Source organism: Rhodococcus marinonascens NBRC 14363 (genome assembly GCF_001894885.1).
Classification (GTDB): Bacteria; Actinomycetota; Actinomycetes; order Mycobacteriales; family Mycobacteriaceae; genus Rhodococcus_F; species Rhodococcus_F marinonascens.
This window is the reverse complement of the sequence record NZ_BCXB01000007.1, coordinates 101902-128160: the sequence shown is the minus strand read 5'-3', so window position 1 is coordinate 128160 and position 26259 is coordinate 101902. Positions and strand designations below refer to the sequence as shown.

25 protein-coding genes and 1 riboswitch are annotated in these 26259 nt (G+C 64.3%); of the genes, 10 read left to right on the top strand and 15 right to left on the bottom strand.

Features of this window, described 5'->3' with window-relative positions:
* Window positions 1-67: 67 nt before the first annotated feature.
* On the bottom strand, window positions 68-610 hold the full coding sequence (locus RM2_RS07820) for an Lrp/AsnC family transcriptional regulator (RefSeq protein WP_072688261.1): 543 nt from the start codon (window positions 608-610) through the stop codon (window positions 68-70).
* Between the two features lie 139 nt (window positions 611-749).
* On the opposite strand from RM2_RS07820, the gene RM2_RS07815 reads away from it, so the two are divergent.
* The 7 genes from RM2_RS07815 to RM2_RS07785 all read left to right on the top strand — a co-directional run bounded on the left by RM2_RS07815 (window position 750) and on the right by RM2_RS07785 (window position 10582).
* Window positions 750-4262, top strand: coding sequence for an indolepyruvate ferredoxin oxidoreductase family protein (locus tag RM2_RS07815; protein WP_072688260.1), 3513 nt, complete (start codon window positions 750-752; stop codon window positions 4260-4262).
* Window positions 4263-4268: 6 nt separating this feature from the next.
* Window positions 4269-5363 (top strand): Glu/Leu/Phe/Val family dehydrogenase, encoded by a 1095-nt coding sequence (locus RM2_RS07810; protein WP_072688259.1) that lies wholly within the window; start codon window positions 4269-4271, stop codon window positions 5361-5363.
* Between the two features lie 98 nt (window positions 5364-5461).
* Complete coding sequence (locus tag RM2_RS07805) at window positions 5462-6595, top strand: methyltransferase (RefSeq protein ID WP_072688258.1); 1134 nt, start codon at window positions 5462-5464, stop codon at window positions 6593-6595.
* Window positions 6596-6712: 117 nt separating this feature from the next.
* Window positions 6713-7987 (top strand): guanitoxin biosynthesis MBL fold metallo-hydrolase GntH, encoded by a 1275-nt coding sequence (gntH, locus tag RM2_RS07800; protein ID WP_218017213.1) that lies wholly within the window; start codon window positions 6713-6715, stop codon window positions 7985-7987.
* On the top strand, window positions 7974-9008 hold the full coding sequence (locus RM2_RS07795; RefSeq protein WP_084721677.1) for a CobW family GTP-binding protein: 1035 nt from the start codon (window positions 7974-7976) through the stop codon (window positions 9006-9008). Before gntH ends, RM2_RS07795 begins: the two co-directional genes overlap by 14 nt.
* 165 nt (window positions 9009-9173) lie before the next feature.
* A complete protein-coding gene (locus tag RM2_RS07790) occupies window positions 9174-9941 on the top strand; it encodes a DUF2182 domain-containing protein (protein WP_072688304.1) in 768 nt (255 codons plus the stop codon).
* A 41-nt stretch (window positions 9942-9982) separates the two neighbouring features.
* Complete coding sequence (locus tag RM2_RS07785) at window positions 9983-10582, top strand: DUF1326 domain-containing protein (protein ID WP_281250403.1); 600 nt, start codon at window positions 9983-9985, stop codon at window positions 10580-10582.
* A 419-nt stretch (window positions 10583-11001) separates the two neighbouring features.
* On the opposite strand, the gene RM2_RS25600 is transcribed toward RM2_RS07785, so the two are convergent.
* From RM2_RS25600 to RM2_RS07775, 3 genes are all read right to left on the bottom strand, one after another.
* Window positions 11002-11136 (bottom strand): hypothetical protein, encoded by a 135-nt coding sequence (locus RM2_RS25600; protein ID WP_281250402.1) that lies wholly within the window; start codon window positions 11134-11136, stop codon window positions 11002-11004.
* Between the two features lie 95 nt (window positions 11137-11231).
* The gene (locus RM2_RS07780; RefSeq protein ID WP_072688255.1) at window positions 11232-12548 is read right to left on the bottom strand and encodes a T3SS (YopN, CesT) and YbjN peptide-binding chaperone 1; all 1317 of its coding nucleotides are present in this window, start codon (window positions 12546-12548) and stop codon (window positions 11232-11234) included.
* Window positions 12549-12639: 91 nt separating this feature from the next.
* The gene (locus tag RM2_RS07775; protein WP_084721676.1) at window positions 12640-13044 is read right to left on the bottom strand and encodes an ESX secretion-associated protein EspG; all 405 of its coding nucleotides are present in this window, start codon (window positions 13042-13044) and stop codon (window positions 12640-12642) included.
* A 194-nt stretch (window positions 13045-13238) separates the two neighbouring features.
* Here RM2_RS07775 and RM2_RS07770 point away from each other — a divergent pair, with 194 nt between their 5' ends.
* Window positions 13239-14459, top strand: coding sequence for an MFS transporter (locus RM2_RS07770; protein WP_072688254.1), 1221 nt, complete (start codon window positions 13239-13241; stop codon window positions 14457-14459).
* A 6-nt stretch (window positions 14460-14465) separates the two neighbouring features.
* Here RM2_RS07770 and RM2_RS07765 read toward each other — a convergent pair whose 3' ends face one another.
* From RM2_RS07765 to RM2_RS07750, 4 genes are all read right to left on the bottom strand, one after another.
* Window positions 14466-14885, bottom strand: a complete 420-nt coding sequence (locus tag RM2_RS07765; protein ID WP_072688253.1) for a hypothetical protein — start codon at window positions 14883-14885, stop codon at window positions 14466-14468.
* A gap of 218 nt (window positions 14886-15103) precedes the next feature.
* The gene (locus RM2_RS07760) at window positions 15104-16012 is read right to left on the bottom strand and encodes an alpha/beta fold hydrolase (protein WP_072688252.1); all 909 of its coding nucleotides are present in this window, start codon (window positions 16010-16012) and stop codon (window positions 15104-15106) included.
* Window positions 16009-16539 carry a PadR family transcriptional regulator gene (locus RM2_RS07755; protein WP_169846685.1) on the bottom strand — a complete coding sequence of 177 codons (531 nt, stop codon included), beginning with the start codon at window positions 16537-16539 and terminating at the stop codon, window positions 16009-16011. The genes RM2_RS07760 and RM2_RS07755 overlap by 4 nt, the downstream gene beginning before the upstream one ends.
* Window positions 16540-16769: 230 nt before the next feature.
* A complete protein-coding gene (locus RM2_RS07750) occupies window positions 16770-17762 on the bottom strand; it encodes an alpha/beta hydrolase (protein ID WP_072688251.1) in 993 nt (330 codons plus the stop codon).
* 172 nt (window positions 17763-17934) lie between these two features.
* Here RM2_RS07750 and RM2_RS07745 point away from each other — a divergent pair, with 172 nt between their 5' ends.
* Entirely contained in the window at window positions 17935-19305 is a 1371-nt protein-coding gene (locus RM2_RS07745) for a WS/DGAT/MGAT family O-acyltransferase (protein WP_072688302.1), read from the top strand.
* Between the two features lies 1 nt (window position 19306).
* Here the strand turns inward: RM2_RS07745 and RM2_RS07740 are convergent, their stop codons facing one another.
* From RM2_RS07740 to RM2_RS07715, 6 genes are all read right to left on the bottom strand, one after another.
* The gene (locus tag RM2_RS07740; RefSeq protein WP_072688250.1) at window positions 19307-20119 is read right to left on the bottom strand and encodes an ABC transporter ATP-binding protein; all 813 of its coding nucleotides are present in this window, start codon (window positions 20117-20119) and stop codon (window positions 19307-19309) included.
* A 25-nt stretch (window positions 20120-20144) separates the two neighbouring features.
* On the bottom strand, window positions 20145-20966 hold the full coding sequence (locus RM2_RS07735; RefSeq protein ID WP_072688249.1) for an ABC transporter permease: 822 nt from the start codon (window positions 20964-20966) through the stop codon (window positions 20145-20147).
* Window positions 20944-22017, bottom strand: coding sequence for an ABC transporter substrate-binding protein (locus tag RM2_RS07730; protein ID WP_072688248.1), 1074 nt, complete (start codon window positions 22015-22017; stop codon window positions 20944-20946). The genes RM2_RS07735 and RM2_RS07730 overlap by 23 nt, the downstream gene beginning before the upstream one ends.
* Complete coding sequence (locus RM2_RS07725) at window positions 22002-22664, bottom strand: TenA family protein (protein ID WP_139277694.1); 663 nt, start codon at window positions 22662-22664, stop codon at window positions 22002-22004. Before RM2_RS07725 ends, RM2_RS07730 begins: the two co-directional genes overlap by 16 nt.
* Window positions 22665-22717: 53 nt before the next feature.
* Window positions 22718-22813: riboswitch (TPP riboswitch) on the bottom strand.
* Between the two features lie 105 nt (window positions 22814-22918).
* Entirely contained in the window at window positions 22919-23194 is a 276-nt protein-coding gene (locus RM2_RS07720) for a GNAT family N-acetyltransferase (protein ID WP_072688247.1), read from the bottom strand.
* A gap of 115 nt (window positions 23195-23309) precedes the next feature.
* Window positions 23310-24683 (bottom strand): FAD-binding oxidoreductase, encoded by a 1374-nt coding sequence (locus RM2_RS07715; RefSeq protein ID WP_072688300.1) that lies wholly within the window; start codon window positions 24681-24683, stop codon window positions 23310-23312.
* 514 nt (window positions 24684-25197) lie between these two features.
* Between RM2_RS07715 and RM2_RS07710 the strand changes: the two genes are divergently transcribed.
* The gene (locus tag RM2_RS07710; protein WP_072688299.1) at window positions 25198-25518 is read left to right on the top strand and encodes a hypothetical protein; all 321 of its coding nucleotides are present in this window, start codon (window positions 25198-25200) and stop codon (window positions 25516-25518) included.
* A gap of 29 nt (window positions 25519-25547) precedes the next feature.
* On the opposite strand, the gene RM2_RS07705 is transcribed toward RM2_RS07710, so the two are convergent.
* Window positions 25548-26258, bottom strand: a complete 711-nt coding sequence (locus RM2_RS07705; protein ID WP_072688246.1) for a Type 1 glutamine amidotransferase-like domain-containing protein — start codon at window positions 26256-26258, stop codon at window positions 25548-25550.
* Between the last annotated feature and the right edge of the window lies 1 nt (window position 26259).

The window sequence follows — 26259 nt, the reverse complement described above, 5'->3', positions numbered from 1 at the left end:
CTGGCGCTGACTCTCACTGGCGCTGACTCTCACTGGCGCTGACTCTGGCTCTGACCGACGCTGGCTCTCACTCACGCTGTGGAACAACTGCACCGGTCCGCGGGCGGGGAGTGGGCAGGGCTGTGGATCTGCCCCACCCGGAGTCATCGGTGAGTTGCTCGAGCAGCGGTTGAATCCGATACGACAGTGGGCTGGTGAGTGCGATTGTGGTAGTCGAATGAGAGATGCCCGGCAGGTTCGCGATTCGCTCGAGCAGTTTCTGCAGTTCCGCGTGTGTAGACGTGGCCACCCGCACCAGCAGGTCCTCGCGGCCGGTGGTCGCGTGGATCTCGATGACCTCCGAGAGATCGACGAGGCGATTGCCGACGGCGGTCAGCTTGCCCTGTTCGACTTCGAGTCCCACGAACGCCTGGATCGGAATACCGACCCTCGCGAGGTCGAGATTCGGGCGAAATCCGGTGAGCAGCCCGCTGGTCTCCATGCGTTTCATGCGGGACTGAACCGTGTTGCGAGCAACACCTAGTGAGTTGGCGAGTTCGGCGACGCTCATCCGAGAGTCGTGGCCGAGCAGCCCGAGCAACTGTGCGTCTAGCTTGTCGATGCTGAGCACTTTGGGTACCTCCTGGAAGTGACGGCCGTCACGCGCTGCGTGAACTGATCAGTTGATCCGGATTGCATTGCCTGAATTGTGAACAAGCTACATGATTAATTTCACTATTTGATCAAACGCGACGGATCGGGACTCGCAGATGACCCAGCTAGACGACGCTCGCCCCATTGCAGCATCCTTTGATCTCGCCGATCGATACCGGGCCGATTCGGGTCCGGTGCTGATGACCGGCGTCCAGGCCATCGCTCGTCAGTTGGTGGAACAGCATGAGCGCGATCGCCGTGCCGGACTGCGCGTCGCGAGCTTCGTGTCCGGCTACCAGGGCAGCCCCCTCGCCGGCCTCGACCGCACCATCGCCGCCATCCCCACGCTGCGCACCGACCACGACGTGAAGTTCGTGCCCGGCATGAACGAGGAACTGGCAGCGACCTCCGTCTGGGGCAGCCAGGTCGACCTTCCGGCAGGCGAGCGCACCCACGACGGCGTCGTCGGCGTCTGGTATGGGAAGGGTCCCGGCCTTGACCGTGCCAGCGACTCCATCCGGCATGCCGCGATGTACGGGGCCAACCCGCGCGGCGGTGTCCTCGCCCTTGTCGGTGACGATCCCAACGCCAAGTCCTCCACTATTCCTTGCGCCAGTGAGCGGTCCATGGCCGCGATGGGCATGCCCGTGTTCTTCCCGCGCAATGCCGAGGAAGTCATCACATACGGCCTCTACGGCATTGCGCTGTCCCGGGTCTCGGGTTGCTGGGTGGGAATGAAGATCGTCGCCGACGTGGCCGACGGGCTCTGGACCCTGGACCGCAACTTCGCCGATCTCGACATCGTCCTGCCCGAGATCGAGTGGAACGGCCGGCCCTGGACCTACCAGCAGCGAATCATGGCGTCCCCGCCGGACAGTGTCCTCGCCGAGGCCGACCTCTACGGGCCACGCTGGGCGATGGTGGAGGCGTTCAGCGCCGCCAATGACATCGACCGACTCGAAGTGAACCCGCCCGCGGCCTGGCTGGGTATCGCCGCCGTCGGCACCGCCTATGACTCGCTGCGCCAGGCATTGCTCGATCTCGGTCTCGGCGACCCCGAACTCGAGGACGCAGGCATCCGCATCCTCCAGATCGGAATGCCCTATCCACTCGGTGCGGGCAAGGTCCGTGAACTTGCCGACGGCGTCGAGCAAATCCTCGTCGTCGAGGAAAAGATGCCGTTCGTCGAATCGCAACTCAAGGACATCCTCTACGGCGGTGCGAGTACTCCTGCCGTGCTGGGCAAGAAGAACGACCAGGGCAAGGCCCTGATTCCTGTCGACGGCGAACTGACCGCCGCCCGTCTCGCCGGACCGTTGCGCCGCGTCCTCGCGGGCCGGGTTGCACTGACTCCGGCGCCGCTGCCGCGTCTCGAGCTGACCGTCCTCCCGACCTCCCGTACCCCCTATTTCTGCTCCGGCTGCCCGCACAACCGGTCCACCGCAGTGCCCGAAGGATCGATCGCTGGTGGCGGTATCGGCTGCCACACCCTGGTCACGATGTCGGGCCGCACCGACAGCGCCGTCACGATGCTCACTCAGATGGGCGGTGAGGGCGCTCAGTGGATCGGACAGGCCCCGTTCACCGACGTCAAACACCTCTTCCAGAATGTTGGCGACGGAACGTATTTCCACTCCGGCCAGCTCGCCGTCCAGGCATGCGTCGCCGCCGGCGTCAACATCACCTACAAAGTTCTCTACAACTCCGTAGTCGCGATGACCGGCGCTCAGGATGCCGAGGCCGGGCTGACCGTGCCGCAGCTGACCCACAAGCTGGCGTCCGAGGGCGTCGAGAAGATCATCGTGTGCGCCGAGGAACCGAAGCGGCACAAGGGCGCCCATTTCGCCGAGGGCACTGTGGTGTGGGACCGCAGCCGTCTCGACGAGGCGCAGCGCGTCCTGCGTGACATCGAGGGCGTCACCGTGCTGATCTTCGACCAGCAGTGCGCTGCCGAGGCTCGCCGCAAGCGCAAGCGTGGCAAGCTACCCGCTCGACGCACCCGCGTCGTCATCAACGAGGCCGTCTGCGAAGGCTGTGGTGATTGCGGTGTGAAATCGAACTGCCTTTCGGTGCAGCCCGTCGACACCGAGTTCGGGCGCAAGACCAAAATTGATCAGACCACTTGCAACACCGACTACTCCTGCCTCGAGGGCGACTGCCCGTCGTTCGTGACGGTCGAGTTGCCAGAAGGAGGCGCAGCCGAGAGGCGGCGCGAGGTGCCCACCCCGCCTGAGGTCGGCGATCCCGTCACCTCGGTGTGGACCGGAACGCACAACCTGTTCATGGCCGGTGTTGGCGGAACGGGCATCGTCACCGTCAACCAGGTCCTGGGCATGGCGGCCCTGCGAGCCGGACTGCATGTCGAAGGCCTCGACCAGACCGGTCTGAGCCAGAAAGCCGGACCGGTCACGTCACACCTTCGGCTCAGCGACGGGAAGATGCGGTCCGGGGGTGCTGCGCCCTCCAACAGGATCAGCCCGGCCACCGCCGACTGCGTTCTCGCGTTCGACCTGCTGACCGCGGCCGACGCCAAGTACGCCGGTTTCGGCAGTTCCGACCGCACGGTTACCATCGCGTCGACGAGTCAGACCCCGACCGGTGACATGGTGTACGACCCGGCCGTCCGCTACCCCGACGAGGGAAAGTTGCTCGAGCGTCTCGACGTTTCCTCCCGCGAACTGACCGCGATCGACGGGCTCGCTGCCGCCACGGCACTGTTCGGCAGCACCGCCGCCGCAAACTTCCTGTTGGTCGGTGCGGCGTATCAGGCCGGCGGGCTGCCCGTTCCCGTTCGCTTCATCGAGGAGGCCCTCGAGATCAACGGTGTGGCGGTGGAGTCCAACAAGGCAGCATTCCACTGGGGACGCGTTGCTGTCGCCGACCGTGCGGCGTTCCTCGCGGCCACCGGACCGGCTGGCGTGCCGCAGCGTAGCGACACCGTCGTCCCAACCCACCTGTTCGCCGGGTCCACTCTCGGCGGCGCAACTCTCGAGCTGACGCAGCGCCGCGCCGCCAACCTGGTCGCGTTCCAAGGCGATCGCGTTGCGGCCCGGTACCTCGCCCTCGTGCAGCGGGCATGGGACGCTGAGCGCACGCTCGGTTACCGCACCGAATTCAGTGAGGCCGTCGCGGAGGGGCTGCACAAGCTCACCGCTTACAAGGACGAGTACGAAGTGGCCCGGATGCTTACCGATCCCGCCTTCCTCGAGGCGGCCGCCGGCGAGGTGCCCGGCGCGGGCAAGCTCACCTACAAGCTGCACCCGCCGGTCCTGAAAGCTCTGGGCCGCAAGAGCAAGATCGGTTTCGGCCCCCGCTCGCACGTTGCACTCAAGGCACTTTCCAAGGCGAAATTCCTGCGCGGCACCGCATTCGACCCGTTCGGCTACGCCAAAGTCCGTCAGCTCGAGCGACAGCTGCTCGCGCATTACGAGACGACAGTGACGGGGCTGATCGCAGACCTCTCCGCCGGAAGCTACGACACCGCCATGCTGATCGCCGCGACACCCGACTTCGTGCGGGGCTACGAGGACGTGAAATTGCGCAACGTCGCCGTCTACCTCCAACGTCTCACCGAACTCGGCGTGGACGTCTCCTCCATCACAATCAATACAGATTTCGAAAGGCCCTGAGAACAGATGACTCTCACTGCGGAACGTTACGACACCGAACTGCACCGGAACGTCGGAGTGTTCGAACGTACCGATTTCCCCGCCGATTCCGCGCACGAGCAGGTGACCTTCTTCCAGGACCCGGCTACAGGCCTCAAGGCGATCATCGCCATTCACGACACCACGCTCGGACCGGCCCTCGGAGGCACCCGCTACTACCCATACGCGGACGAGGCCGCGGCCCTGAAGGACGTACTGCGACTCTCCCGCGGCATGACCTACAAATCGGCCATCGCCGGAGTCGACCTCGGCGGCGGTAAGGCCGTCATCATCGGCGACCCGGCCACCGGGAAATCGGAGGCGCTGCTCGAGGCCTACGCACGCTTCGTGCAGACACTCGGCGGCCGCTACATCACCGCCGGTGACGTGGGCACCAACTCCGACGACCTCGACGTCATGGGCCGTGCAACCGACTACGTCGTTGGATGCAACACCGCGGCAGGTGGTTCCGGCGACAGTGCCCCGATGACTGCGCTCGGCGTGTTCCACGGCATGAGGGCTGCCGCCCAGGCCAAGTGGGGAAGCCCGAGTCTCGCCGGACGGACCGTAGGTGTCGAGGGCGCCGGCAAGGTCGGCTACCAACTGATCAAGCTCCTGCTCGCCGACGGCGCGTCGGTGGTGGCGACCGACGTCAACGCTGCCGCCCTCGAACGGGTCGCGCGGGACTACCGTGAGGTCACGATCGCACCGGCCGTCATTGACAGGGCGGTCGACGTCTATGCCCCCTGCGCGATGGGTGCCACGCTCACCGGTGAGTCCGTAGCCGCCATCACCGCTGAGGTGATCTGCGGAGCCGCCAATAACCAGCTGGCGGACACGGCTGTCGAACACGATCTCGCCGACCGCGGCATCATCTGGGTCCCGGACTACGTCGCCAACGGCGGCGGGCTCATTCAGGTCGCCGGTGAGCGGCTCGGAACGTCGACCAAAGATGTCCGCACACAGGTGGAGAAGATCTTCGCCACCGTCGTGCAGATTCTCGATGTCGCCAAGCGTGAAGGCATCCTCGCCGGTGCCGCGGCAGACGCCGTCGCCGAGACCCGCCTCGCCGCTGCACGCTAGACGGCCGGCGTGCGTGGTTGACGGCTCGGCCGTCGTGCGTGGTTGAGGAGCCCCGCGCTCGTCAACCACGCACCGCGAAGAGGCATAGGCTCTCCCTCATGAAAACCGAGTTCGTCCGCTGGACCGAGGACGGCATCGAACATTCGGCGGTGTGGCGGTCCACCGGCGGTGCGACGCCGCCGAAGAAGATCCTGGTGGCCGACGACTCGATGACAGCGGACGAGGCCTACCGACTCGCGTGCGAGGGGACGGCGCTGCTGTGGCGCGGAGATTTCCACAACGCCCGCCAACTCGGCACCGCGGTCGCTGCCCGGACCGACCGCAAGACCCGAAAGACTTCCACCGACCCCGCCACCGCCTTCCACCTGCACCGGCAGACGCAGTCGAGGAGGGCCGGCATTCTCGGAATGCTGTTGGTGCCGTTCGACGCCGACCAGACCGTTCCGCTGCGACGCGCCCCCGACGTGCGGCAGGCCGTGCTCGAGGCGTACGGGCCGACGGATCAGCCCACCGTCACCACTCTGCGTGATCTGTTGGGGGCTGTCGGTGCCCACGAATGGCAGAAGAAGGGCGTCGAGATCCCGGTACTCGGTGCCCGCATCCATCCCGGCTACGGCGTGTTCTCACCCATCCGAGGCGAGTACGTGGACCTCGTGGCCGACACCCCGCTGCCGTCTCTTGCGTCCGCCTTCGACATTGGCACCGGAACGGGCGTGCTGGCGGCCGTCCTCGCCCATCGCGGGGTCGAGAAGGTGATCGCGACCGAACTCGACGTGAAGGCGCTCGCCTGCGCGAGGGCGAATCTGCACCGGCTCGGCTACGCCGACCGGGTGCAGGTGGTGGAAGCGGACCTATTTCCGGAAGGTCGCGCACCTCTGGTCGTGTGCAATCCGCCGTGGATCCCCGCTCGGCCGACCTCCCCTATAGAAAACGCGATATACGATCCGGACAGTCACATGCTCAGCGGGTTCCTACATGGACTGGCCGAGCACCTCGAGCCCGGGGGAGAGGGCTGGCTCATCCTGTCCGACATCGCAGAGCACCTGGGACTGCGGACCCGAGACGAATTGCTGACCATGATCGATGCCGCCGGGCTGAGAGTTCTCGAGCGCCGGGACGTCAGACCAAGGCACGGCAAGATCGCCGACCGCAGCGACGCCCTTTTCGCCGCGCGTAAGCGGGAACTGACGTCGCTGTGGCGGCTCGGCGCGCAGGAGTTGTCGCCCGGGTAGTGCCCCTCGTGAGGTCCCGTCGCCCACTCGAACGCTCATCCAGAAATTTGGAAAGCGGATAGCCTCGTATATTGAATGACGGTAGCCCCGGTTGTTGACTGTGGAAGTATTTGTGGTATGCCAACGAATCCATACGGTGGCGGCCCCGGCACAGGGATAAGTCTGCCCGAATATTTCAAGCCGACCCCTTCGGTGAATAGCCGGAATCAGTACTATCCGGGCACCGAAGAACTCGGCCCCGACGAGATGCGGATCTCGTTCGTCGGTTCGACGCCGTTCCCACCGCGGCGGGATCAGGCAGGAACGTCGATCATGGTCGAATTGGGCAACGGCGAGCGGCTTTTCTTCGACTTCGGTCCAGGCTGTCTGCGCAACATCATCTCGATGCAGGTGCCCCAGCAGGAGATCAACGACATCTTTCTCAGCCACCTGCACGTCGACCACTACCACGACCTTTCCTACCTTCTTCCGTTCTCCGCATGGTCCGGTAGGTACACCCCGCTCCGTGTCCACGGCCCGTCCGGTAGAACCCCCGAACTGGGTACGCAGGGGATGGTCGATGGCATGAAGCAGATGCTTCGGTGGCATCTCGAGGCTTTCGATCAATTCCCGATCGGTGATGGATACGAAGTTGACGTGAATGAGTTCGATTGGAAGGACGAGAACGGCGTCTGCTTCGACCGCAACGGTGCGCAGGTCAGGCACTGGCGACGCTCGCACGCCAAAGACGGGGCGAGCGCGTATCGACTCGATTGGAATGGGCTCAGCTTCGTGTGGACGGGTGACGGTCGACCCGACGAACTGACCGCCGAGTACGCGGCAGGCGCTGACGTGTTCGTGACGGAATGTCAGACCGACACGGCGAGATTGATCCAGCAGAAGTACGGGTTGCCCGAATGGCTCTACAACTACACGATCGACACCCATCACACCCCGCACTATGCGGCAGGCTACCTGATGAAGCAGGTCAACCCACGAATCGGCATGGTGACGCATATCGAGTTCGAAGAAGACCTGGTCGCTGAGACCGTTGCCGGTATTCGCGCACACTGGGATGGGTTCTTAGCGTTCGGCGCCCCCGACGTCGTGACGGTCAACGTGACCTCCGACGCGATCTGGATACGTAAGGCGGTGCTCCCGGGCCTGACCGGATCTCGAATCCCCGACTTCCGCAAGGTTTTGGGAAGGCCGGACGTCCCCGAGGAACTGGTTCTCCCCCGTCCTCGTCTGCTACGAGAAGATCAGCAGGAGCAGCTCACTCGGGATCTGGAGATCGATCCGCACAAGTACTACCCGCCGGATGTGTACAAGGAGCCGCTGGTCCAGCTTCCCGACCCGCTGACGATGCCTATTCGGCAGATCATGGAAAACTTTGGGTATGACGTCGACTGACGCGCGCGACGAGGGGTCGATGACCGCGTCGGGTCACGCGCCGTCAAGGGTCGTCGTGCCGATGACCGTGCTCACAGGGTTCCTGGGTGCGGGAAAGACCACTCTGCTCAATCGCATCCTGACAGGCGAGCACGGCCGCAAGATCGCCGTGCTCGTCAACGATTTCGGCGCGATCAACATCGACGCGGATCTCGTCGTGGGTGTGGCCGGCGAGATGGTCTCGCTGGCCAACGGGTGTGTGTGCTGTGAGGTGCGGGACGATCTCGTGGCCGCGACCGTCGCCCTGCTCGAGCGCGACATCAGGCCGGAGCACATCGTGCTCGAGGCGAGTGGTGTGGCGGAGCCAATGAGCTTGGCCATGACGTTCTCGCAGGAGATGTTCGACGCTCGACTTCGGCTCGACGGGATCATCACGGTGCTCGACTGCGAGCAGTTCCTGGATATCCCGGATCTGATGGAACACAAGCTGCGTCAGATCGTCTGCGCCGACCTCGTCGTGCTGAACAAGACCGACCTTGTGTCGTCAGAGCGCGTCAACGAGGTGCAGGCGTGGATCAACAATCGAGTGCACCGCATTCGTTACGTCCCCGCCACCTACGGTGATGTGCCGCTCGACGTACTACTCGGCCTCGACCGGGCTGTCGACGCTGGACTGATGTGCGACGAGGAACGTGGGCATGACACGCAGCACCCACACGGTTCCCAATTCGCGACAAGCAGTTTCACCACAGCGGCACCGCTCGATCTGCAACGGCTGATGGTGGTGGCGAAAGGGCTGCCCAGCAGCGTCTACCGAATGAAGGGCGTGGTGTCGAGCACTGACGAACCCCACCGCCGCTCGATCCTCCAGGTCGTGGGCCGCCGGGCCTCAATCACGCCCGATGTTCCGTGGAACCGGACAATTCCCTCGACGCAGATCGTCATGATCGGGGCGAACGACATGCCTGCAGACGGCATCGTCACCTTGTTGCGGGAATGCGAGGTCGAGGGGATGCGAGATCCATCCGGGGTGTGCAACTAGTTCTCCGTATCTATTTTGGTCCATAGCATTTGGTGGCCGGGCGTAGCGATCACCGCGCAAAGAAACTTCATGTTGGAGGGAACCGGGTCGCGCATGCAACGGGTGTGTGGGTTCCGAATCGCGCCGATACTGGCGTCGCATGATCAATCGGGGCACACCGAGGCAATGTCTCAGCGGCAGATGTCGGAGTTGAGAGCGGGCAAAGGTGTTGCGCGGTGGTCGGTGGGCCTGTGGCTGCCTCACTCTCTGCTGTTCGTCGCTGCACTCGGATGGTGGTGGACCGTCGCCGGCGTGGGACACATGGGATCCTCTGCGATGGCGACGATGTCGTTCGCGGCCTTCCTTCTTGCGTGGGTCGCCATGATGGCGGCGATGATGCTGCCGGCCATCCTGCCGGTGGTCCGTTTGTACGCACTGGCAGTTGTACGGGGCGCCGCAGCGCCCGTAGGGGTGTTCGTCGGCGGCTACTTGGTGGTGTGGAGCGCGGTGGGCATCCCGGCGTACTTCCTTTGGCGGCGCTTGAATGGGCCGCTGGCAGAGGCGAGTCCGTGGGCGGCCCGCTTCGCCGGTGCGGTCGCCATCGGGGCGTCGGTCTATCAGTTGACGCCGCTGAAGTCGTTGTGCCTGCGTCATTGCCGTTCGCCGCTGGCCTTCTTTCTCCACCACGGCCGGAATCTCGACCGGCCGGTCGGGGCGGCGCTGGCCGGTGGTCGGCACGGGGTCTACTGCCTCGGCTGTTGCTGGATGCTGATGGCCCTACTAGTTGCCCTGGGCACCATGTCGTTGGGGTGGATGATTGCCCTTGCCGTCCTGATCCTACTCGAGAAGGCGGCCCCATTCGGAGATGTGCTGGCCCGGGTTGCTGCGGCTGGATTGCTCGTTCTCGGTGCTGCTCTCGTGCTCTACCCGGCTCTCATCGGGAACATCGTGTGAAAGAGAGGCTTGAAAATGTCGACTACCGAACAGCGCACTAGGTGGGCCCTCGAGGGTCGCGGTTACGAGTTCTGCAACTGCGCGCCAGGCTGTGCCTGCAATTTCTTCGGGTCCCGAGTTCAGCAGACGGCAGCTGCAAGGGCATGCTTGGCTTCGACATTCTCGAAGGCTCGTGCGGAGACGTCGACCTCGCCGGGGTGACGGCGATCGCGGTCCTCGATTGGCCCGGCGCCATTCATGACGGGGGCGGCAGGACGGTGTTGATCGTTGCGCCCGACACCAGCGAGGATCAGGTAGATAGCCTGCATCAGATCCTCACCGGCCAACTCGGCTGCGACCCGTGGGGTCTCCTCGGCGGAACCTTCGAGGTTGTCGGCCTGGTAAGGGCACCAATCAGTTTCGAGGGCACCGGGGTGAAGGTAACCATGATTGCCGAAGGTTTGGGCCGTGCCACTGGTGATTCCTTGAAGAACTCGGTGACCGGGGAGGACCACCAGGCTCAGATCGTGCTGCCCGACGGCTTCATCTGGAAGAAGGGTGAGTGCGGCATCGGAACCTTTGAGATCGAGGCCGAGGGCCTCCACCTCGACTACGCCGATACCAACTGGATCGCCTACGAGTTCGACTGGTCCAACGCCTGATCGGGCGCCCCCGGAAACTGAGGCTTGAGGTCGCGTCAGTGCACCAGGGGCACATCGAGCACACAGCAACCCTGAGAGGTGCGGTGCAGAGCCAAGTTTCGCTGTTGGTAACTGGATGTCTGCGTGATGGGCGAGCGGCTCCAGACGGTTCCGTGCCTTCTCTCAGAGGATTGGAACGATTCCTCCAAGCGAACGACATGCCTGCCGACGGCATCGTCACCCTGTTGCGGGAAATGCTGAGGTCGAGGGTATGCGAGACCGATCCGCTGAGGGCCGGTCTTCGCGCAGTTTTGCACTTGATCGTGCGGAATGGCGACCGTTCTGAGTCGTCGCTCTGCGCAGCACCACGACCTCCGCTGCGTGCGGAGGCGGTAAGTGCCATCGCTGTGGCGGCTCAGAGTGTAGGCGGATTCGCCCGATCAGCGCTTCTTAACGTGCGAGACGATCTCCGCGTCGTTCTGACCGGTCGTCTTCGTCTTCTTGTCGGCGCGCTTCTCCTTCAGCGATTTGCCAGATTTCTTCGACATGGAATTGCGGGGCGATTTGTCAGCCATGGACCATCCCTGAATGCGGAACCTGGACGGCTCCGATAGAGCAAACGTTACGCCATATCTCGGAAAGCCTGAACCGATTGCGGAAACACTTGCCGCTAAGACGGATCGTCGTCGAACGGGGTTCGCTCCTCGGGGCTGTTGAACACGCCAGTCTGCTCGGGTTGCGGCTTGGGTTCGGGAGCGGAAGTCGTCGGCGGCAGCACGACAGTCCGGAGGGTGTCGCGCAGGGCGCCCACGATCCGCTCCCAATGCTCTGCCGTCGAATCGTCGTTGTCGCGGAGGTGAGTAACCCAAGCGGTGCAGGTGTCGAGGAGCGTGAGAATCCGGACGCGGTCGTGACCGCAGACGTCGGCGACGGCAGTCGGATCGATATTGGCTACGAACCCGGGATCGAGGTGGAACAGGGTGAGAAGTTCCTTCGGCAGATCAGCAGCCGTCATGGGGGTGTCGGCGACGGGTTCCTCATCACCGGAGTTGTCGCGATAGAAAGACAGCTTCCCGCCGAATCGCTTCGAGAACTCGTCGTCGACGGTCTCGAGAAATTCGGAGAACAAGTTGCAGGTGTCGGTCAGATGCTGCGGAACGAACGGGTTGCCCGGCACCTCCAGGAAAGCCGACAACCGGTCGTCCACCAGGATGAACTTGATCCGCGACCAGGTGCGGTTCAGGTCACCGGTGACCTCGGCGGCCCGGGTGCGATCGCTGATGTCGTAGATCAGTGGCGCGAACAGTTGCACGTCGAAGGAGTCGGCGACCGGCCCGACGAACAGGATGGTGTTGCCCATCCGGATCGGAACGTCGCCGTCGGGGTCGCGTTCGGGAAGCAGACCGAGCAGCGGCACGAGCGAGAGCATGATCAACTCCTGCAGATGCTCGACGTCACGTGGCAGAACGGCTGAAGCAGGGTCGACGTCTTCCACGAGCGGCGGTCGCACCGCGATCGGGTCGAACGGGACTGCAGGATCGGTGAGGGACGTTTCGGTGCTAAGGAACGACGGGTGCGGCACTCCCCATACGTCGCGGAATGCCGCCACCGTCATCGCCGCCAGTTGGTCGGACCACGACAGCTTCTTGTCGATGTAGAACGCGGGAGAGCCGTCGTCGGATTTGTCGTCCGGACCGCGGGTGGGCCGGTTCCAGCCGAGTTCTGTGAGGTAGGTCTGTTCGGCATCGGACAGTCTGCGGGCGGGATGTAGGCGGTGGTTCGACGGCAGTTCGCAACGCACCGTGTCACCGTCCCAGACGAGGAACTGGACGCACGGACTCAGCCCCTCGGATTCGTCGAGTTCCTCAAATCCCGATTCGAGCACCAGAAGGTCCTCGTCCTGCATTGCTGCCAGGTAGTCCGCGAGGCGCCGCTGGAACTGGGCCCAATCGTGGTTCACGCTCGAATCCAGGTCGAATTCTTGCATGTCTGCTCCGTCCGGGTGGGCAACGAATCGCCTTCTTTCCCTCTACACGGTAGCGGCGATCACCGCCCCCGTGGCACAGGACGGCGCGTGTTCAGACGGGGTATCCGGCCGCGATCGGTCCGGTCAGTTGGTTGACCGCGTGCAGCAGGTCCCACGACGTGCCCGGTTCCACTGCCACGGTTGCATCGCCCCACACGAGGTAGCGGCCGTCGCTTGCGATGTCGCGCCACGCGAGACCGCCCACCGGTTGCGGACGGTGACGTGCACCGCGGATCACCGTCACGATGCCCTGGCTCGTCGACGGTCTGCTGAGGATCCGGGTCGCCAGTCGGGCGTGTCCGGTGCTCGCGCTCTCCTGGCGCTGGAACACGATGCCCTGTCCCGAGCCGCTGTTCGGGTCGGGAAGTTGAGCGATCAGTTGCCTGCCGAGGTCGTACGGTTCGCAATTCCGGATCACCACTTCGGAATCCGGGTGGAAGTTCTCCCGGTCGTTCATTCCAACCCCTGATACTCGGACATTCGCGGTCCCGAATTGAATCCCCCAACCCGGCGGGAAGTCAGGCTACAGGCCGACCCGTTCACAGGCCCGCGTCGCGGGTACTGCGCCTGGGGGACCGTGCGGCACCTCCCGGACGAGTCGTCCCGCTCCTCTACTTGTCACCGGCGCTTTTCTCCGAGAGGCTCGCTACCATGCCCTCGTTCTCTCGCGCGGCGCCCAAGCCTCTGCGCGGATCTGCCGGTCGATCCCCCGCACTCGCCATCGCTGCCACGGCGTTCGCGTTCCTCGCCACGATGATGGGAACGACGCTTCCGACGCCGCTCTATTCGATCTACGCACAGGAGAGGTCGTTCAGCGCACTAACGGTGACGATCCTGTTCGCCGTGTACGCGCTCGGAGTCGTGGCCGCACTGACCTTGTTCGGTCGACTGTCCGACGATGTCGGCCGTCGGCCCGTGCTGCTGGTCGCGGTCGCGTTGGCGGCGCTTAGTGCCGTGCTGTTCCTGCTGTCGTCGACGCTGCCGGTCTTCGTGCTGGCGCGCGTGGTCTCCGGTCTGTCCGCAGGTTTGATGACCGGTACCGGCACCGCGGCGATGATCGACCTATTCCCCGCCGAACGGAAGGCGATCGGCGGAATGCTCGCGGTTGCGGTCAATACCGGCGGCCTCGGCTTGGGAACGTTGAGTGCGGGGGTGCTGGCGGACGTGACCTCGAGCCCATTGACGATTCCGTACTTGGTGAACCTCGTGCTCGCCCTGCTCGCGGTTGCCGGGCTGTGGATCTTCGCGCCCGCCCCGGCGACCCGTCCGAAGTGGCAGATCCGTCCGCGTCGCTTGCAGGTTCCCCCGTCGATTCGTGGCGCCTTCGTCACGGCGGTCCTCGCGGCCGGAGCTGCGTTCTCGGTGTCCGGAGTCCTCACCGCCGTGTCGGCGCTGTTCCTGGCGAAGTTTCTGGGATTGATCAGCCACACGCTGCCCGGTCTGGTGGTAAGCCTGGCGTTCCTGTTCATGGCCGTCGGTCAGTTCGTTGCAGGCCGGATGTCGCCCGTGAGTGCGCTGTTGATCGGGTGCATCGGACTGACACTCGCAGCGGCTCTGCTGGCCGTCGCGCTGGCGTCAACGGCATTGGCTCCGTTGTTGGCGTCTTCGGTGGTGCTTGGTCTCGCCGGCGGGTTGTGCCTCAATGCCGCCATCGCGACAACTGTCGAGCAAGTGGAACCGGAACTGCGCGGCGGCGTCTCGTCGGCGCTATTCGCCGGGATCTACGTGATGTTGGCGGTCCCTGCCATCGGCGTCGGCATTCTCACGGAGTTCACCGACCTTCGCACAGCGGGTGTCGTGTTCAGCGGGCTCGTCGCGTTGCTCAGTGTCGCAATGGTGATCGCCCAGTTGGTCGGACGCAGGTCCGCCTGAGTCGATTCAGCCCCTCGGCCGCGTGGTCAGCGGCGGGATGGTGATCACCGGACGCGTCGTCGTGATCGCGGGAGTACTGGTTGAGGTGGTGGTGACGGGGAGCACGGTGGTGACGGGGAGCGTCGACGTGAGCGTGGGCTGCGGCGCGGTGGTGACCGGGATGGGTCTCGTGGTGGGAGGGACCGCTCGCGGGGTGGTGAGGTCCGCCATCCGCCAAGTGGGGGTCGGTGGGACGAACACCTGGGAGGTGGTGGTTTCTGCGATGTACGGGTCGGCGGCCTGCAGGCCTTCCGAGGTGATCGGGGGTGGCAGGACCGGTGGGCCGGGAATCCCGAACGCACCGCTCGTGGCACCGATCGTCAGCCCGAACACCACCGAAAATGTGGCAACCGCGAGTGCCCCGATCGCTACTGTTCTGTCGTCCATGTGATACCCCTCCTCACCCTGCAAGTGCATCAACAATAAGGGTGACTACGCAAAGGTGTTGCGCGTGTCCATCGGGTGAGTCGGTGTGGGGGGTCGCCGAACGCCGGCGGGTCAAGTTTATGCTGCCAGGAAATCGCGTTTATGCTGCCAGGAAATCGCGTGTTCGAGCGAGGGTTCTCTCTGTAGTCGCCAACCCCTGGCGTTCGAACGGTACGTCGTTACAGCAGGGGTTCGTTGGACAGATCTCGCAGGATCTCCTCGCGGTGCGTGAATGGAGAAAAGTGGCCGCCAGGGACGTACCGCGTCTTGCATTGCGGGAGGCGGCTGGCTAATCGCCGTGCCAACTCGACAGGTACCTTTGGATCCTCGAGCCCGTGCCACAACCTGACTGGTCTGCGAATGCACTCCGGCTCGAACCCCCAAGGGCGCAGGTACTGCTGAAGGTCACCAGCTGTGGCAGCTCCACCCTGACGGGAACTCTCCCGCATGTCCGAAATGAACGCCGCCCGGCTGACGTCGCTGTCGAGGAGCGAGCGGAAGACCTGGCGATCCAACTTCGGAAGCGCACGCTCCATCCTTGCAATCAGCGTGTCGGCATCACCGTCGGCGGCCTTGGCCAGCATCGAGGAGGAGAGGGCGCAGAGCTTCTGGAGTATCCAAGGAGCGCGTCGTGCCAGTGCCCAATAGAGGGCGTCACCTCGGCTGGCAGGTGTCCACCGTTCGCGTGCATACACCGGCGGCATTCCGCTGAGGATCGTTGTGCTCGAGACCAATTCCGGGCATTGCGCAGTCAGCGCCAACGCCGGTCCCGCACCCATGGAAACGCCCAATACAGCCACCCGACGGAGGCTCAGGTACTCGGCCAGTGCGGATCCGTCCGCGGCCCATTGCCTGAATCCAGCTTCCGGGTGGTGTGGTGAAGACAGCCCATAGTGGGGTCGGTCGATGGAAATCAGCCGGACAGCGTGGCGTTCGAGCAACTCGTTCGACATGGTCCAGCCCGGCATCCACCGGGAGGAGGCATAGCCATGCACGAAGAAGCAGGGCGTGCCGGCGGGGTCACCGAATTCGGCGTATCCAATCCGGCGGCCCTCTTCCAGTTCGATGCTCATCGAGGTGATACTCATGCTGAAGTCTGCTCCTCTTGGGTCGGCCAGGTGGCGACCGTCTCGATTGCCCATTCCGCCCAGGAGATCATCGCCTCCAGACGCCGGACTCCTGCCTCCAGACCGAGCAGCGCTGCCCGGCCATTGGGGTTGCCCAGGTCGAGACCCTGCGTGAGTACTCGCATCCCGCGTAGCCGTATTCGGTGATATTCGAGCTCGCTGGACAGGAACGCCCGGGCTTCTTCCGGCTCAACGAGCCACAACGCGAAGGAACGCAGCACCGTCTCGTTCCTCAGTGAGTGATCCGGGGCCGTGGTTGTCAACCACTGACGTAGCTCGGACTGCCCGTCCTCGGTGATCTCGTATGGCCGGCGACCCCGTGGCCCTTCTCCTTGCTCGCGAATCAACCCTTCGGCAGCAAGGCGTTTCAGCTCGGGATATACCTGAGTGGGCTTGGAGTGCCAGACGAACTTCAGCACGCCATCGAACTCCTGGCCGATGTCATACCCACTGCGGGGCTCCCCGGCTATCAGAGTGAGAAGGGCCATTCGGAGGGACATACCTAAATATGACACTAAAAAAGGTTAATGTCACATTGGGGTTCTCGAGTGCAAGGCGGGGGGCTATCGGGTACTTGAAGAAATCTTCGAGCATCCAGGAAACGCTTCGCGGACAGAGAATGACTTCACCTGCATGGCAACTAGTTTGGTTGCTCAAAAATTGCTGGATGCTCCGATGTCGAGTCCGCCCCGTTCAGTTCTGCGGGGGTGAGTCGACGTCAGTTCCTCGGGGCGTGGCCGGTGACGGAGCGGATGAATCGGCCGATCTCGCGGATGGCCCGGGTGCCCTCGGGGAGCAGTCCGGCAGCGGCCTGGAAGACGTGTACCTGCCGTTCCCATACTTGAAGCTCGCACGGCACCCCCGCCTGGGAGAGCCGTTCCGACAACAGTTCCGCGTCGGCATAGACCATTTCCTGCGAGCCGGTCTGGATGAGCGCCGGCGGCATTGGAGCGAGTATGCCGTCCACAGGCGAGGAGGAAGGCTCGTGCCCGCCTTTGGTGTCCGTCCGTTCGATCAGTGTGGACAGCGCCCCGACGGCGCGCTTGGGAAAGACTGCACACAGATCGGCGTTGGGGTGGGCCAGTTTGTGGGCAGGGTCGAGGTCGGTCAGCGGAGACAGTGCGACATCGGCGGCGGGACACGGCAGCCCTTGCCGCAGGACTTCGAGTGTCACCATGAAGGTAAGGAAACCGCCCGCCGAGTCGCCCGCGATGACGATTCGATCGGCGGCATAGCCTTGGGACAGTAGCCACCTGTATCCGTCGACGCCGTCCTCGACCGCCGCGCGGATGGGGTTCTGCGGGATCATGCGATATGCGACGTTTAGTGTCGCCGCCTGCGATGCTGCGGCGATTCGGGACACCATCTGTCGATGGGAGTTGACCCCGCCGCACAGGAACGCGCCGCCGTGGAGATAGAGGATTGCCCGGTCCGCCAGGTCTCCAGGGGGGCGGATCCATTCGGCGCGGCAGTGCGGCAGCCGGATCGGCCTTCGCTGCGTTCCGCGGACCGGGCCCAGGGAGTGCCCGAACACGTCGACGATCCCCGTGGGCCACGGCAGCCCAGGATAGCGCGCCCAGCTGTCGAGGAACGGCCGGACCGTCCGACGGAGTGTGTGTGCGAGGGCCACCGACTGCGGGCTGTTTCCGCTGAACTCCCGCCGGGTCACCGGATACGGTGCCGGGCAAAAATCGTGAGTCGCAGTGCTCATTACATGCCCTCCTATCGGCTTCGGCGCCCATGACGTCTAATGTGTGCTGCGCGCGGTACTGATATAGACATATATCCAAGTTGGGCGCACGGACGTTACGCCCGACGTAGCATCCTGACGGAAGTCGTAATGGGATAGTGATGAAGTAGGGGTGAACGTCCACGTGGGGCTCATGTCGGTTACCGATTCGATATTTCTTCTCGCCGAATCTCGTGAGCATCCGATGCACGTCGGATCACTCGAGTTGTTCACTCCGCCGGAGGATGCCGGCCCCGACTACGTGATGGCGATGCACGAAACGATGCTGTCGCACACGGACGTTGATCCCGTGTTCCGCAAGAAGCCGGCGGATCCGGTCGGGAGCCTCGGGAACCTCTGGTGGGCGGACGAATCCCAGGTAGACCTCGAATACCACGTGCGCCATTCGGCGCTTCCATCTCCCCACCGGGTACGGGAGTTGCTGACCCTCACGTCTCGGCTGCACGGCACGCTGCTCGACAGACACCGTCCGTTGTGGGAAATGCATTTGATCGAGGGCCTCGACGACGGCCGGTTCGCGGTCTACACCAAGTTCCACCACTCGCTGATGGACGGCGTATCCGGACTGCGGCTGCTGATGCGGACGCTCTCGACCGATCCGAGTGTGCGCAATGCTGCGCCGCCGTGGAACCTGCCTCCGGCTTCGTCGCGCAACGGTGCCGTTCCCGCTGCTCCGTCCGTGATGAACGAGATCCGTCGTACGGCCGGTGACGTGGCAGGTCTCGTGCCGGCCGCGGTTCGCATCGCCCGCACCGCACTGGGTCAGCACGACATGAGGTTTCCGTACCAGGCGCCGCGGACCATACTCAACGTCCCGATCGGTGGCGCACGTCGGTTCGCCGCGCAGTCATGGCCACTCGAGCGGATCGAAGCAGTGCGGAAGGCGGCCGGAGTCAGCATCAACGACGTGGCGATGGCTATGTGCGCCGGGGCGTTACGAGGCTATCTCGAGGAGCAGAACGAGTTGCCCGACGCGCCGCTGATCGGGATGGTTCCAGTGTCGTTGCGCGAGGAGCGGTCGGCCGATGCCGGCGGCAACGCGGTGGGAGCCACGTTGTGCAACCTGGCGACCGACGTCGCCGACCCGGCCGCGCGTCTGTCGGCGATTCGCGATTCGATGGCCCAAAGTAAGGAACTGTTCGGCAGCCTGACTCCACTGCAGGCTCTGGCCTGGTCGGCCGTCAACATGTCGCCGATCGCGTTGACCCCGGTTCCCGGTTTCGTCCAGTTCACCCCACCGCCGTTCAACGTGATCATCTCCAACGTTCCTGGACCGCGAAAGACGGTGTACTGGAATGGGGCCAGGCTGGACGGCATCTACCCAGCCTCGGTCGTACTTGACGGGCAAGCGCTCAACATCACGCTCACCAGCAACGGCGACAACCTCGACTTCGGTGTCATCGGATGCCGCAGTTCGGTGCCAAGTCTGCAGCGAATCCTGCATCATCTCGAGGCCGCGCTGGCTGAACTCGAGGCATCGCTGCTCGTACCCGCTGAAAGGTAGCTCAGCGCCGACCCGATTCCTGCTCTGCCAGCGCCCGCCTCGACTCCTGGTGGAGGACCTCGAGGAGTTCGTGTTCGATGTCTACGAACTCGGGCGAGGTCATCATCGACAGTTCGCGTGGGCGGGGCAGATCCACCGTCATCTCGCGCCGGACGGTGGCGGGCCGCGCTGAGAGCACCACCACCCGATCCGACAGGTAGACGGCCTCACGGATGTCGTGGGTAATCATCAGGACAGTCCACCTGTAGCGCTGCCACACCTGTTGCAGCCATGTCTGCATCTCAGTGCGCGTCAACGAGTCCAAGGCGCCGAACGGTTCGTCGAGAAGCAGCACCGGGCGTTCCTGGACTACGGTCCGTAGCATCGCAGCGCGCTGCCGCATCCCGCCGGACAACTGGCTGGGCCGGGCGTCCTCGAACCCGCCGAGACCGAACACGGGGAACAGTTTCCGGGCCTTGTCCCGCGCCTGCTTCCTGGGTACGCCTCGAACTTCGAGGCCGAGGGTGGTGTTGTCGAGGACGCTGCGCCAGGGGAATAGCAGGTCTTTCTGCGGCATGTACGCGCATTTGGCGGTGCCGCTGCCTGCTGGGCGTACAGCCTCGCCGCCGATGGTGGCGGTGCCGGAATCCGGTTGGTCGAGACCGGCGAGCATGGAGAGGGCCGTGCTCTTCCCACACCCGCTGGGGCCGATCACCGACACGAACTCGCCGCGTTCGACGGTGAAGGAGACGTCGTCGAGCACCGACCGGCTTCCGTCGCGGACCGGAAACGACTTGGTGAGGCCGGCAAGTTCGACGTGCGCTTCCTCAGCCATTGCGGCCCAGCTCGCTCCTGGTCCGTCATTCACGTCGGCTCCGTTCCTCGCTGATCCAGGGGGCGACGGCGCGTTCGACGACGAAGGTGAGCAGGTAGAGGCTGACGCTGATCACGGCGGTCACCAGTACCGCGGCCAGTACGAGGTCGGTCCGGAACGAGTTCTTCTGCGTCGCCATATAGATGCCGAGCCCGGATGTGGCACCGACGTACTCGGCGAACACGGCTCCCACCACGGCGTACGTGATGCCGATTCGCAGTGCGGTGAAAAAACGAGGAATCGCCGAGGGCAGTCGCACATAGCGGAACTCCTGCCAGCGGGATGCGCCCATACTGCGCAACAGGGCGCCCGCATCTCTGTCGGCCGCGGCGAAACCCTCGATCAGGCCGATCGTCATCGGGAAGAATGTGGCGAGGGCGATCACGAGGATCTTCGGCAGCAGGCCGAATCCGAACCAGATGATCATCAGTGGCGCGATCGCGATGATCGGCAGCGTTTGTGACACAACGAAGAGAGGGACGAATGCGCGCCGCAGCCACGGTGAGAAGTCGACGAGCACGGCGAGCGCCCAGGCGAACAACAGGGACACCGCGAAGCCGATCAGTGTCACCTGCAGCGTCGACGAGGCGTGGCCTGCGATCGCATCGCGTGCCCGCCAGCCCTGCTGCACGACGCGTAGCGGTGACGGCAGCACCTGCGGTCGGATCCCGCTGGCCATCACGTACACCTGCCACGCGCCGACAAGCAGGGCCACGACCACCACCGAGGGCACGCCCCGGCGCAGTAGCGAGGACGCGCTCGGGGTCGTTGTGGGAACGCTCTTGTCAGGGCTGAGGGAGGTATTCATTGGTGAAGTACGTCGACCAATCGGGTTCCGTGGTCAGCGGTGACCCATCGGGGCCAGTGAGCAGGCCGTGCTGAAACAGGAAACCGGAGTAACCCGCCCATCGCTCGGCCGTCTGGGTTCCGACTCTTCCGGAACTGTCCTTCATGTACTCGGAGGACAGCATCTGCTGACTCTCGCGTACGAGTGACTCGTCCGTGAAGGCGCCGGGATTGGCGTCGATCAGCATCTGTGCGGCCTGGGCAGGCTCATCGGCGGCGAACTGGTATCCACGCTGCAGAGCCTGAACGAACTTGCGGGCCTCCCCGGGATGATCGGCCATCCAACTCTCGTTGCCTGCGATGACGAGAGCGTAGGCGTCGGGGAATCCGAAGTCCGTGTAGTGGAAGTACCGCATCGGGGTGCCCCGGTGCTCGGCCTCGATGCCTTCCCAAGCGAAGAAGGACACGGTGAAATCGGCGGCGCCGGAGTAGACGGCCTCGTATGCGGATGTGCCGAGAGTGACCGTGGTGAATTCCCCTTTGCCGCCGTCGTTGCGGATGATCTGCTTCAGCGTCTCCTCCCCGTCGGGATTTGCGAAACCTGCGTAGATCTTGCCGTCCAGATCCCTGGGGCGGGTGATGTCGGCGCGATCCGCTTTCACCGCGATTCCGGTCGCCCAGTGCTGCAGCGGGGCGAGCACCGACTTGGTTTGTGCGCCCGCCGCCTTCGCGAACGTGGAGGAACTCTGGAAGCTCACCCCGAACTCGGCGTTACCGGCATCGACGAGGGTGTTCGGCGAGGTGTCGTTGTAAGGCAGCACCTGCACGTCAAGCCCGGCGTCTTCGAAATAGCCTTGCTGAAGGGCGACGAACAGGCCGGTGTGGTTGGTATTCGGAGTCCAGTCGAGCGCAAATCGGACGGTATCGCCCGACTGTGCGTTGCCCGCACAACCGGTGAGCATCGCGAGGGCCGAGACGAGAATGGCGGCTACCGTCGTAGCACGCTTGCGCGAAGACAGCGCCTTGTGTGAGAACAGTATCGAGTGCGAGAACAGTGTCACGATGCCGGCCATTCCTGCTTGTTCACGACGGTGTCCCAGAACATGAGTTCGTAGCGGCTGGCAATCACGAACGCCTCCACCATGGCCTCGCGCTGAGAGTCGGTCGCGGCGTCTGCGGCAGCGTCCACGAACTCGCGGGCGGTGGCGACGGCGGTCTGGAATTCCTCGGCGTCGTAGGTGGTCACCCATTGCGCATAGGGGTGAGACGGATCGGCGGACAGCACCTCGCGGGCACTTCTCGCGAGCCGTCGTCCCACGTCGGCATAGATCCAGAAGCACGGCAGCACCGCGGCGGCGGCCACGGGGTACGGATCGGTGGCGGCGACAGCCGTCAGGTACGAGATGTACCCGAGGCAGGCCTGCGAATGCTGCGGTTCCGCGTCGGACTCGGGTAGTTGACCGCTGGTCAGCAGGTTCTGGTGAAGTGTCGCTTCGACAGTCGCGGCAGTGGCGGCGGAGCCGGCCCAGAAGCCGGCTGCGTCCGGGTCCGGGGCGTGAGCCGCCACCAACGAGAGAGCCTTCGCGTACCCCGTGAGGTATAGCAGGTCTTGTTCGATGTACGTGCGGAACACGTCCAACGGTAGGGTCCCGTCGCCGAGACGGCGCAGGAACTCCAGTTCGTCGATTGCGTCGCGCAACACCTTGGTCCGGTCCCACATGTGGTCCGTGAATCGGGTGTGCCGGCCCGCGTCGGCGGCACCTTGGGCAGAGCTGGTCACGATGTTGACATCCCTTCGTCAGCATTACCTGAGCAGGTTTCCGGGTGTGTTCTCAGCCCCGCCCGTGCGGAGCACCCCGTGTCAGAACAAAGCCGACCCTAGCACCGGGCAGGGGTGCGGGCTGAGTGGACCCTCACGCCGGGGACGTGGGGCAACAATGTCGTCGGCCTCAGCCGACGGTCCCGATCACCGGATCAGACGAGTTCCGCATAGCTTGGATTCTGGGAGATGTACTTGGCGACGTATGAACACGAGGGCACTACGGAGAACCCGCGGGCTTTCGTGTCGTCGAGGGCAGCCTTCAGCACTTCGGCAGCCAGGCCCTGCCCACGGAACCGCGGGTAGGTGACGGTGCGGTGGAAGTCGCGGACGCTGCCGTGTTCGGCGTAGTCGGCGTAACCAGCCAGCTGACCGTCGACGAAGACTTCGAACCGGGACTCTGCCACGCAGTGCTCCACCGTTGTTGCCACAGACCGCTCCTCTGCTCGTTGCCTGCATGCGGTATCGCGCCGCAGCCGTCATCCGCAGATTACCGGTCGGAATTGCCGGCGTCGGTGCGCATCGGGTTACAGGACGGCTCCGGGGTTACAGGACGGCTCCGGGGTTGAGGATGCCCAACGGGTCGAGCGCATTCTTGATCCGCTGTGTCAATTCCATGACGTCGGGACCTACCTGGTTGGGCAGCCAGGCCTTCTTCAGTCGTCCTACGCCGTGCTCGCCGGTGATCGTGCCGCCGAGTGAGATCGTGAGATCCATGATCTCGCCGAATACGAGATGCGCGCGCTCGGTCATCTCGGCGTCTTCAGGATCGAAGACGATGAGCGGGTGGGTGTTTCCGTCGCCGGCGTGTGCAACCACCGCGACGATCACGCCGCGCTCACGGGAGATGGCGGCGATCCCCTCGACCAGCGCAGGCAGTTTCGAGAGTGGGACGCAGACGTCCTCAAGGAGTAAGCTTCCCAGCTTCTCGACCGCGTGGAAGACGTATCGCCTCGCTGCAGCGAAGGCTTCGCCCTCATCGGGATCGTCGGTCGTGAAGACCTCGGAAGCTCCGTTCGCCGCACAAGCATCCGCCATGACGGCAATCTCTTCGGCCGCAATTGCTCCGGGGGCATCCGACCGCGCGATGAGCATCGCTTCGACGGTGCGATCGAGTCCCATCCGCATGGCATCCTCGACGGCACCGATCGACGCGCGATCCATGAACTCGAGCATCGAGGGCCGTAGCGTGCGCGTAATGGCCAGGACCGAGTCTGCGGCGGACTGGACGGAGGCGAACGACGCGACGAGGGTGCTCGACGGCGGCTGGGCGGGAATCAGTCTCAGCGTCGCCTCGGTGACGACGCCGAGGGTCCCCTCGCTTCCGACGAACAGTTTGGTCAGCGAGAGGCCGGCCACATCCTTGAGGCGCGGGCCACCGAGTCGCACGGCTGTTCCGTCCGCGAGGACCACCCGCAGCGCGAGCACGTAGTCGGTGGTGACGCCGTACTTCACGCAGCACAGACCGCCCGCATTGGTTGCGACGTTGCCGCCGATCGAGCAGATCTCGAACGAGGACGGATCGGGGGGATACCAGAGTTCGTGCTCCGTTGCCGCGGCCTTGACCTCCGCGTTGAGCAGGCCCGGTTCCACCACGGCGATACGCGTGGCCGGGTCCACCTCGATCCGACGCATACGTTCGGTGCTGATCACTACGCTGCCCGACACGGCCGTCGCACCGCCGCTGAGCCCGGAACCCGCTCCCCTCGGAATGACCGGAACCCGATGTTCGGTGGCCCAGCGCATCACCGCCTGGACGTCTTCGGTGGTGGTAGGGCGGGCGACCGCACAGGGAGTCGCCGCGTCGGGGTCCCGTGCCCAGTCCTGACTGTACGACGCGAGAAGGTCCGGATCGGTGACCAGGCATCCTTGGGGAAGGGTAGCGGCGAGCGCCGTGAGTGTGTCGTCGGTGACGGTCATCGTGACTCCTGGAATGCGAGTGTCCTGCATCCCGAAGGTAGCCCATTTCCATAGGTGCCCTCGAATTGCCCGAACTCCCGAGTGAACTGATTCCTGCCCCCAGTTGACGAGGGATTTACGCCTGGCGGTCTCGCGATGTGGGATCGGCGAGTGGACTCCTTCGACCTTCGTTGGCGAGGGATGCAGTCTAGTACGAAGGAGGAAATGCAGGTAGAAGCATTTCTTGACATAGGTCAACCTACACTTTCGCTTGTAACACGAGTCACACCCGCAACTCTGTTACCGGATTGTATCGGCGAGGCAACACAAGAACGCACGTTCGCGGGTTAGCGATCTGGGATCGTCAGACATCGCGAATAATTTCCGCCCCAAGCGTCAGGCATCGGCGAAGAATATCCGCCTCAAGCGTCAAACGTCGGAGAGTATCCGCCTCAATGGAGATTCTCAACCAACTATGAGCCAGCTCGAGGTGTGCCCGGATTTTGCCGCACCGCACCAGGAAGGACCTGTACTGATGAATACATCCCACCGAGATCCCAGCAGTTACATCTCCGCGATGTTCTCGTACGAGTTCTTCGACAATGGCGTCGATTACGCGTCCATCGAACGGATCCACCGTGGGGAGTTCGACGAGTGGATCTCCGCACTCGCAGGGTCGGGGTTGTTTACGAACAATGAAGTTCGGTCCATGCACCAGGCATGGCACTTGGACCCCGGGACTCTCCTGGACGCGCTGCTCGCCGATGCGGACGAAGTGACCGCCAGGCGATGCCAGGTCATTTGGGCTGCGCTCGATCAGGTCTCACCGTCTGTCGCCGACACAGTCCGCGGCTGAAGGTATCTCCGCCGCAGAACTCGCCATCGTCACACGAGTTCGGTTCGATCTCCGTTCACGACGATTGCCTGATCGTCCGTGAGGGTCCGGTATTCGATGCCGGCGAGTCTCAATGCGTCGACTGTGCGCCGAACTCCGGCGGCGTCCTCCAGTAACGCGGACGATCCGGCCACTGGAGGCTCCGCAGGCGGATGGTGAGGGACGATGGCGAAGCTCACCACGCCCAGGCCGTCCCAGAGTGGGTTCATACCACAGGTCGCGACCACCTCCGTCGGGTCATCGCAGGAGTCGAGACCGTGGAGCGTCGGAGCCATGACGCACGCGCCCGCGCTGTACCCGGCGTACACCAGTGAGTCGTTCCGTAGTAGTTTCCGGATCACGTGGTCAGCCCCACTCCGAGCCATCTGTGCGCGCAACACGAATGTGTTCCCGCCTCGCACCCACAGCATGTCGAACTCGGTCAGTCGCTCCTCGAGCGCATTGGCGTTCGCGTGCCCGTCACTCTCGATGTAGTCACGCAGGTCCACCTCCTCCGGGGCGAAGCCCAGGCGGGTCAGCGGCATCACGTCGCTGACGACCGCGGACGCTCGTGCCGTGGGTGGCCAGGCATCCGCCGCGGCGGCAATCACGCCGACGCGCCCTGCCCGCAACGTGGTGCCGTCCGAGCGCGGGCCGTTGACCAGCGACATCAGGGGTGCGGGATCAGCGCCGAACCGGTATGACGAGAGGAACAGGCGCACC

Excerpts from the sequence above, each read along its gene's own strand:
- RM2_RS07815 (WP_072688260.1), top strand. The coding sequence starts at position 750 with ATGACCCAGCTAGACGACGCTCGCCCCATTGCAGCATCCTTTGATCTC.
- RM2_RS07810 (WP_072688259.1), top strand. The coding sequence starts at position 4,269 with ATGACTCTCACTGCGGAACGTTACGACACCGAACTGCACCGGAACGTC.
- RM2_RS07805 (WP_072688258.1), top strand. The coding sequence starts at position 5,462 with ATGAAAACCGAGTTCGTCCGCTGGACCGAGGACGGCATCGAACATTCG.
- gntH (WP_218017213.1), top strand. The coding sequence starts at position 6,713 with ATGCCAACGAATCCATACGGTGGCGGCCCCGGCACAGGGATAAGTCTG.
- RM2_RS07795 (WP_084721677.1), top strand. The coding sequence starts at position 7,974 with ATGACGTCGACTGACGCGCGCGACGAGGGGTCGATGACCGCGTCGGGT.
- RM2_RS07790 (WP_072688304.1), top strand. The coding sequence starts at position 9,174 with ATGTCTCAGCGGCAGATGTCGGAGTTGAGAGCGGGCAAAGGTGTTGCG.
- RM2_RS25600 (WP_281250402.1), bottom strand. The coding sequence starts at position 11,136 with ATGGCTGACAAATCGCCCCGCAATTCCATGTCGAAGAAATCTGGCAAA.
- RM2_RS07780 (WP_072688255.1), bottom strand. The coding sequence starts at position 12,548 with ATGCAAGAATTCGACCTGGATTCGAGCGTGAACCACGATTGGGCCCAG.
- RM2_RS07775 (WP_084721676.1), bottom strand. The coding sequence starts at position 13,044 with ATGAACGACCGGGAGAACTTCCACCCGGATTCCGAAGTGGTGATCCGG.
- RM2_RS07770 (WP_072688254.1), top strand. The coding sequence starts at position 13,239 with ATGCCCTCGTTCTCTCGCGCGGCGCCCAAGCCTCTGCGCGGATCTGCC.
- RM2_RS07765 (WP_072688253.1), bottom strand. The coding sequence starts at position 14,885 with ATGGACGACAGAACAGTAGCGATCGGGGCACTCGCGGTTGCCACATTT.
- RM2_RS07760 (WP_072688252.1), bottom strand. The coding sequence starts at position 16,012 with ATGAGTATCACCTCGATGAGCATCGAACTGGAAGAGGGCCGCCGGATT.
- RM2_RS07755 (WP_169846685.1), bottom strand. The coding sequence starts at position 16,539 with ATGGCCCTTCTCACTCTGATAGCCGGGGAGCCCCGCAGTGGGTATGAC.
- RM2_RS07750 (WP_072688251.1), bottom strand. The coding sequence starts at position 17,762 with ATGAGCACTGCGACTCACGATTTTTGCCCGGCACCGTATCCGGTGACC.
- RM2_RS07745 (WP_072688302.1), top strand. The coding sequence starts at position 17,935 with ATGTCGGTTACCGATTCGATATTTCTTCTCGCCGAATCTCGTGAGCAT.
- RM2_RS07740 (WP_072688250.1), bottom strand. The coding sequence starts at position 20,119 with ATGGCTGAGGAAGCGCACGTCGAACTTGCCGGCCTCACCAAGTCGTTT.
- RM2_RS07735 (WP_072688249.1), bottom strand. The coding sequence starts at position 20,966 with ATGAATACCTCCCTCAGCCCTGACAAGAGCGTTCCCACAACGACCCCG.
- RM2_RS07730 (WP_072688248.1), bottom strand. The coding sequence starts at position 22,017 with ATGGCCGGCATCGTGACACTGTTCTCGCACTCGATACTGTTCTCACAC.
- RM2_RS07725 (WP_139277694.1), bottom strand. The coding sequence starts at position 22,664 with ATGTGGGACCGGACCAAGGTGTTGCGCGACGCAATCGACGAACTGGAG.
- RM2_RS07715 (WP_072688300.1), bottom strand. The coding sequence starts at position 24,683 with ATGACCGTCACCGACGACACACTCACGGCGCTCGCCGCTACCCTTCCC.
- RM2_RS07710 (WP_072688299.1), top strand. The coding sequence starts at position 25,198 with ATGAATACATCCCACCGAGATCCCAGCAGTTACATCTCCGCGATGTTC.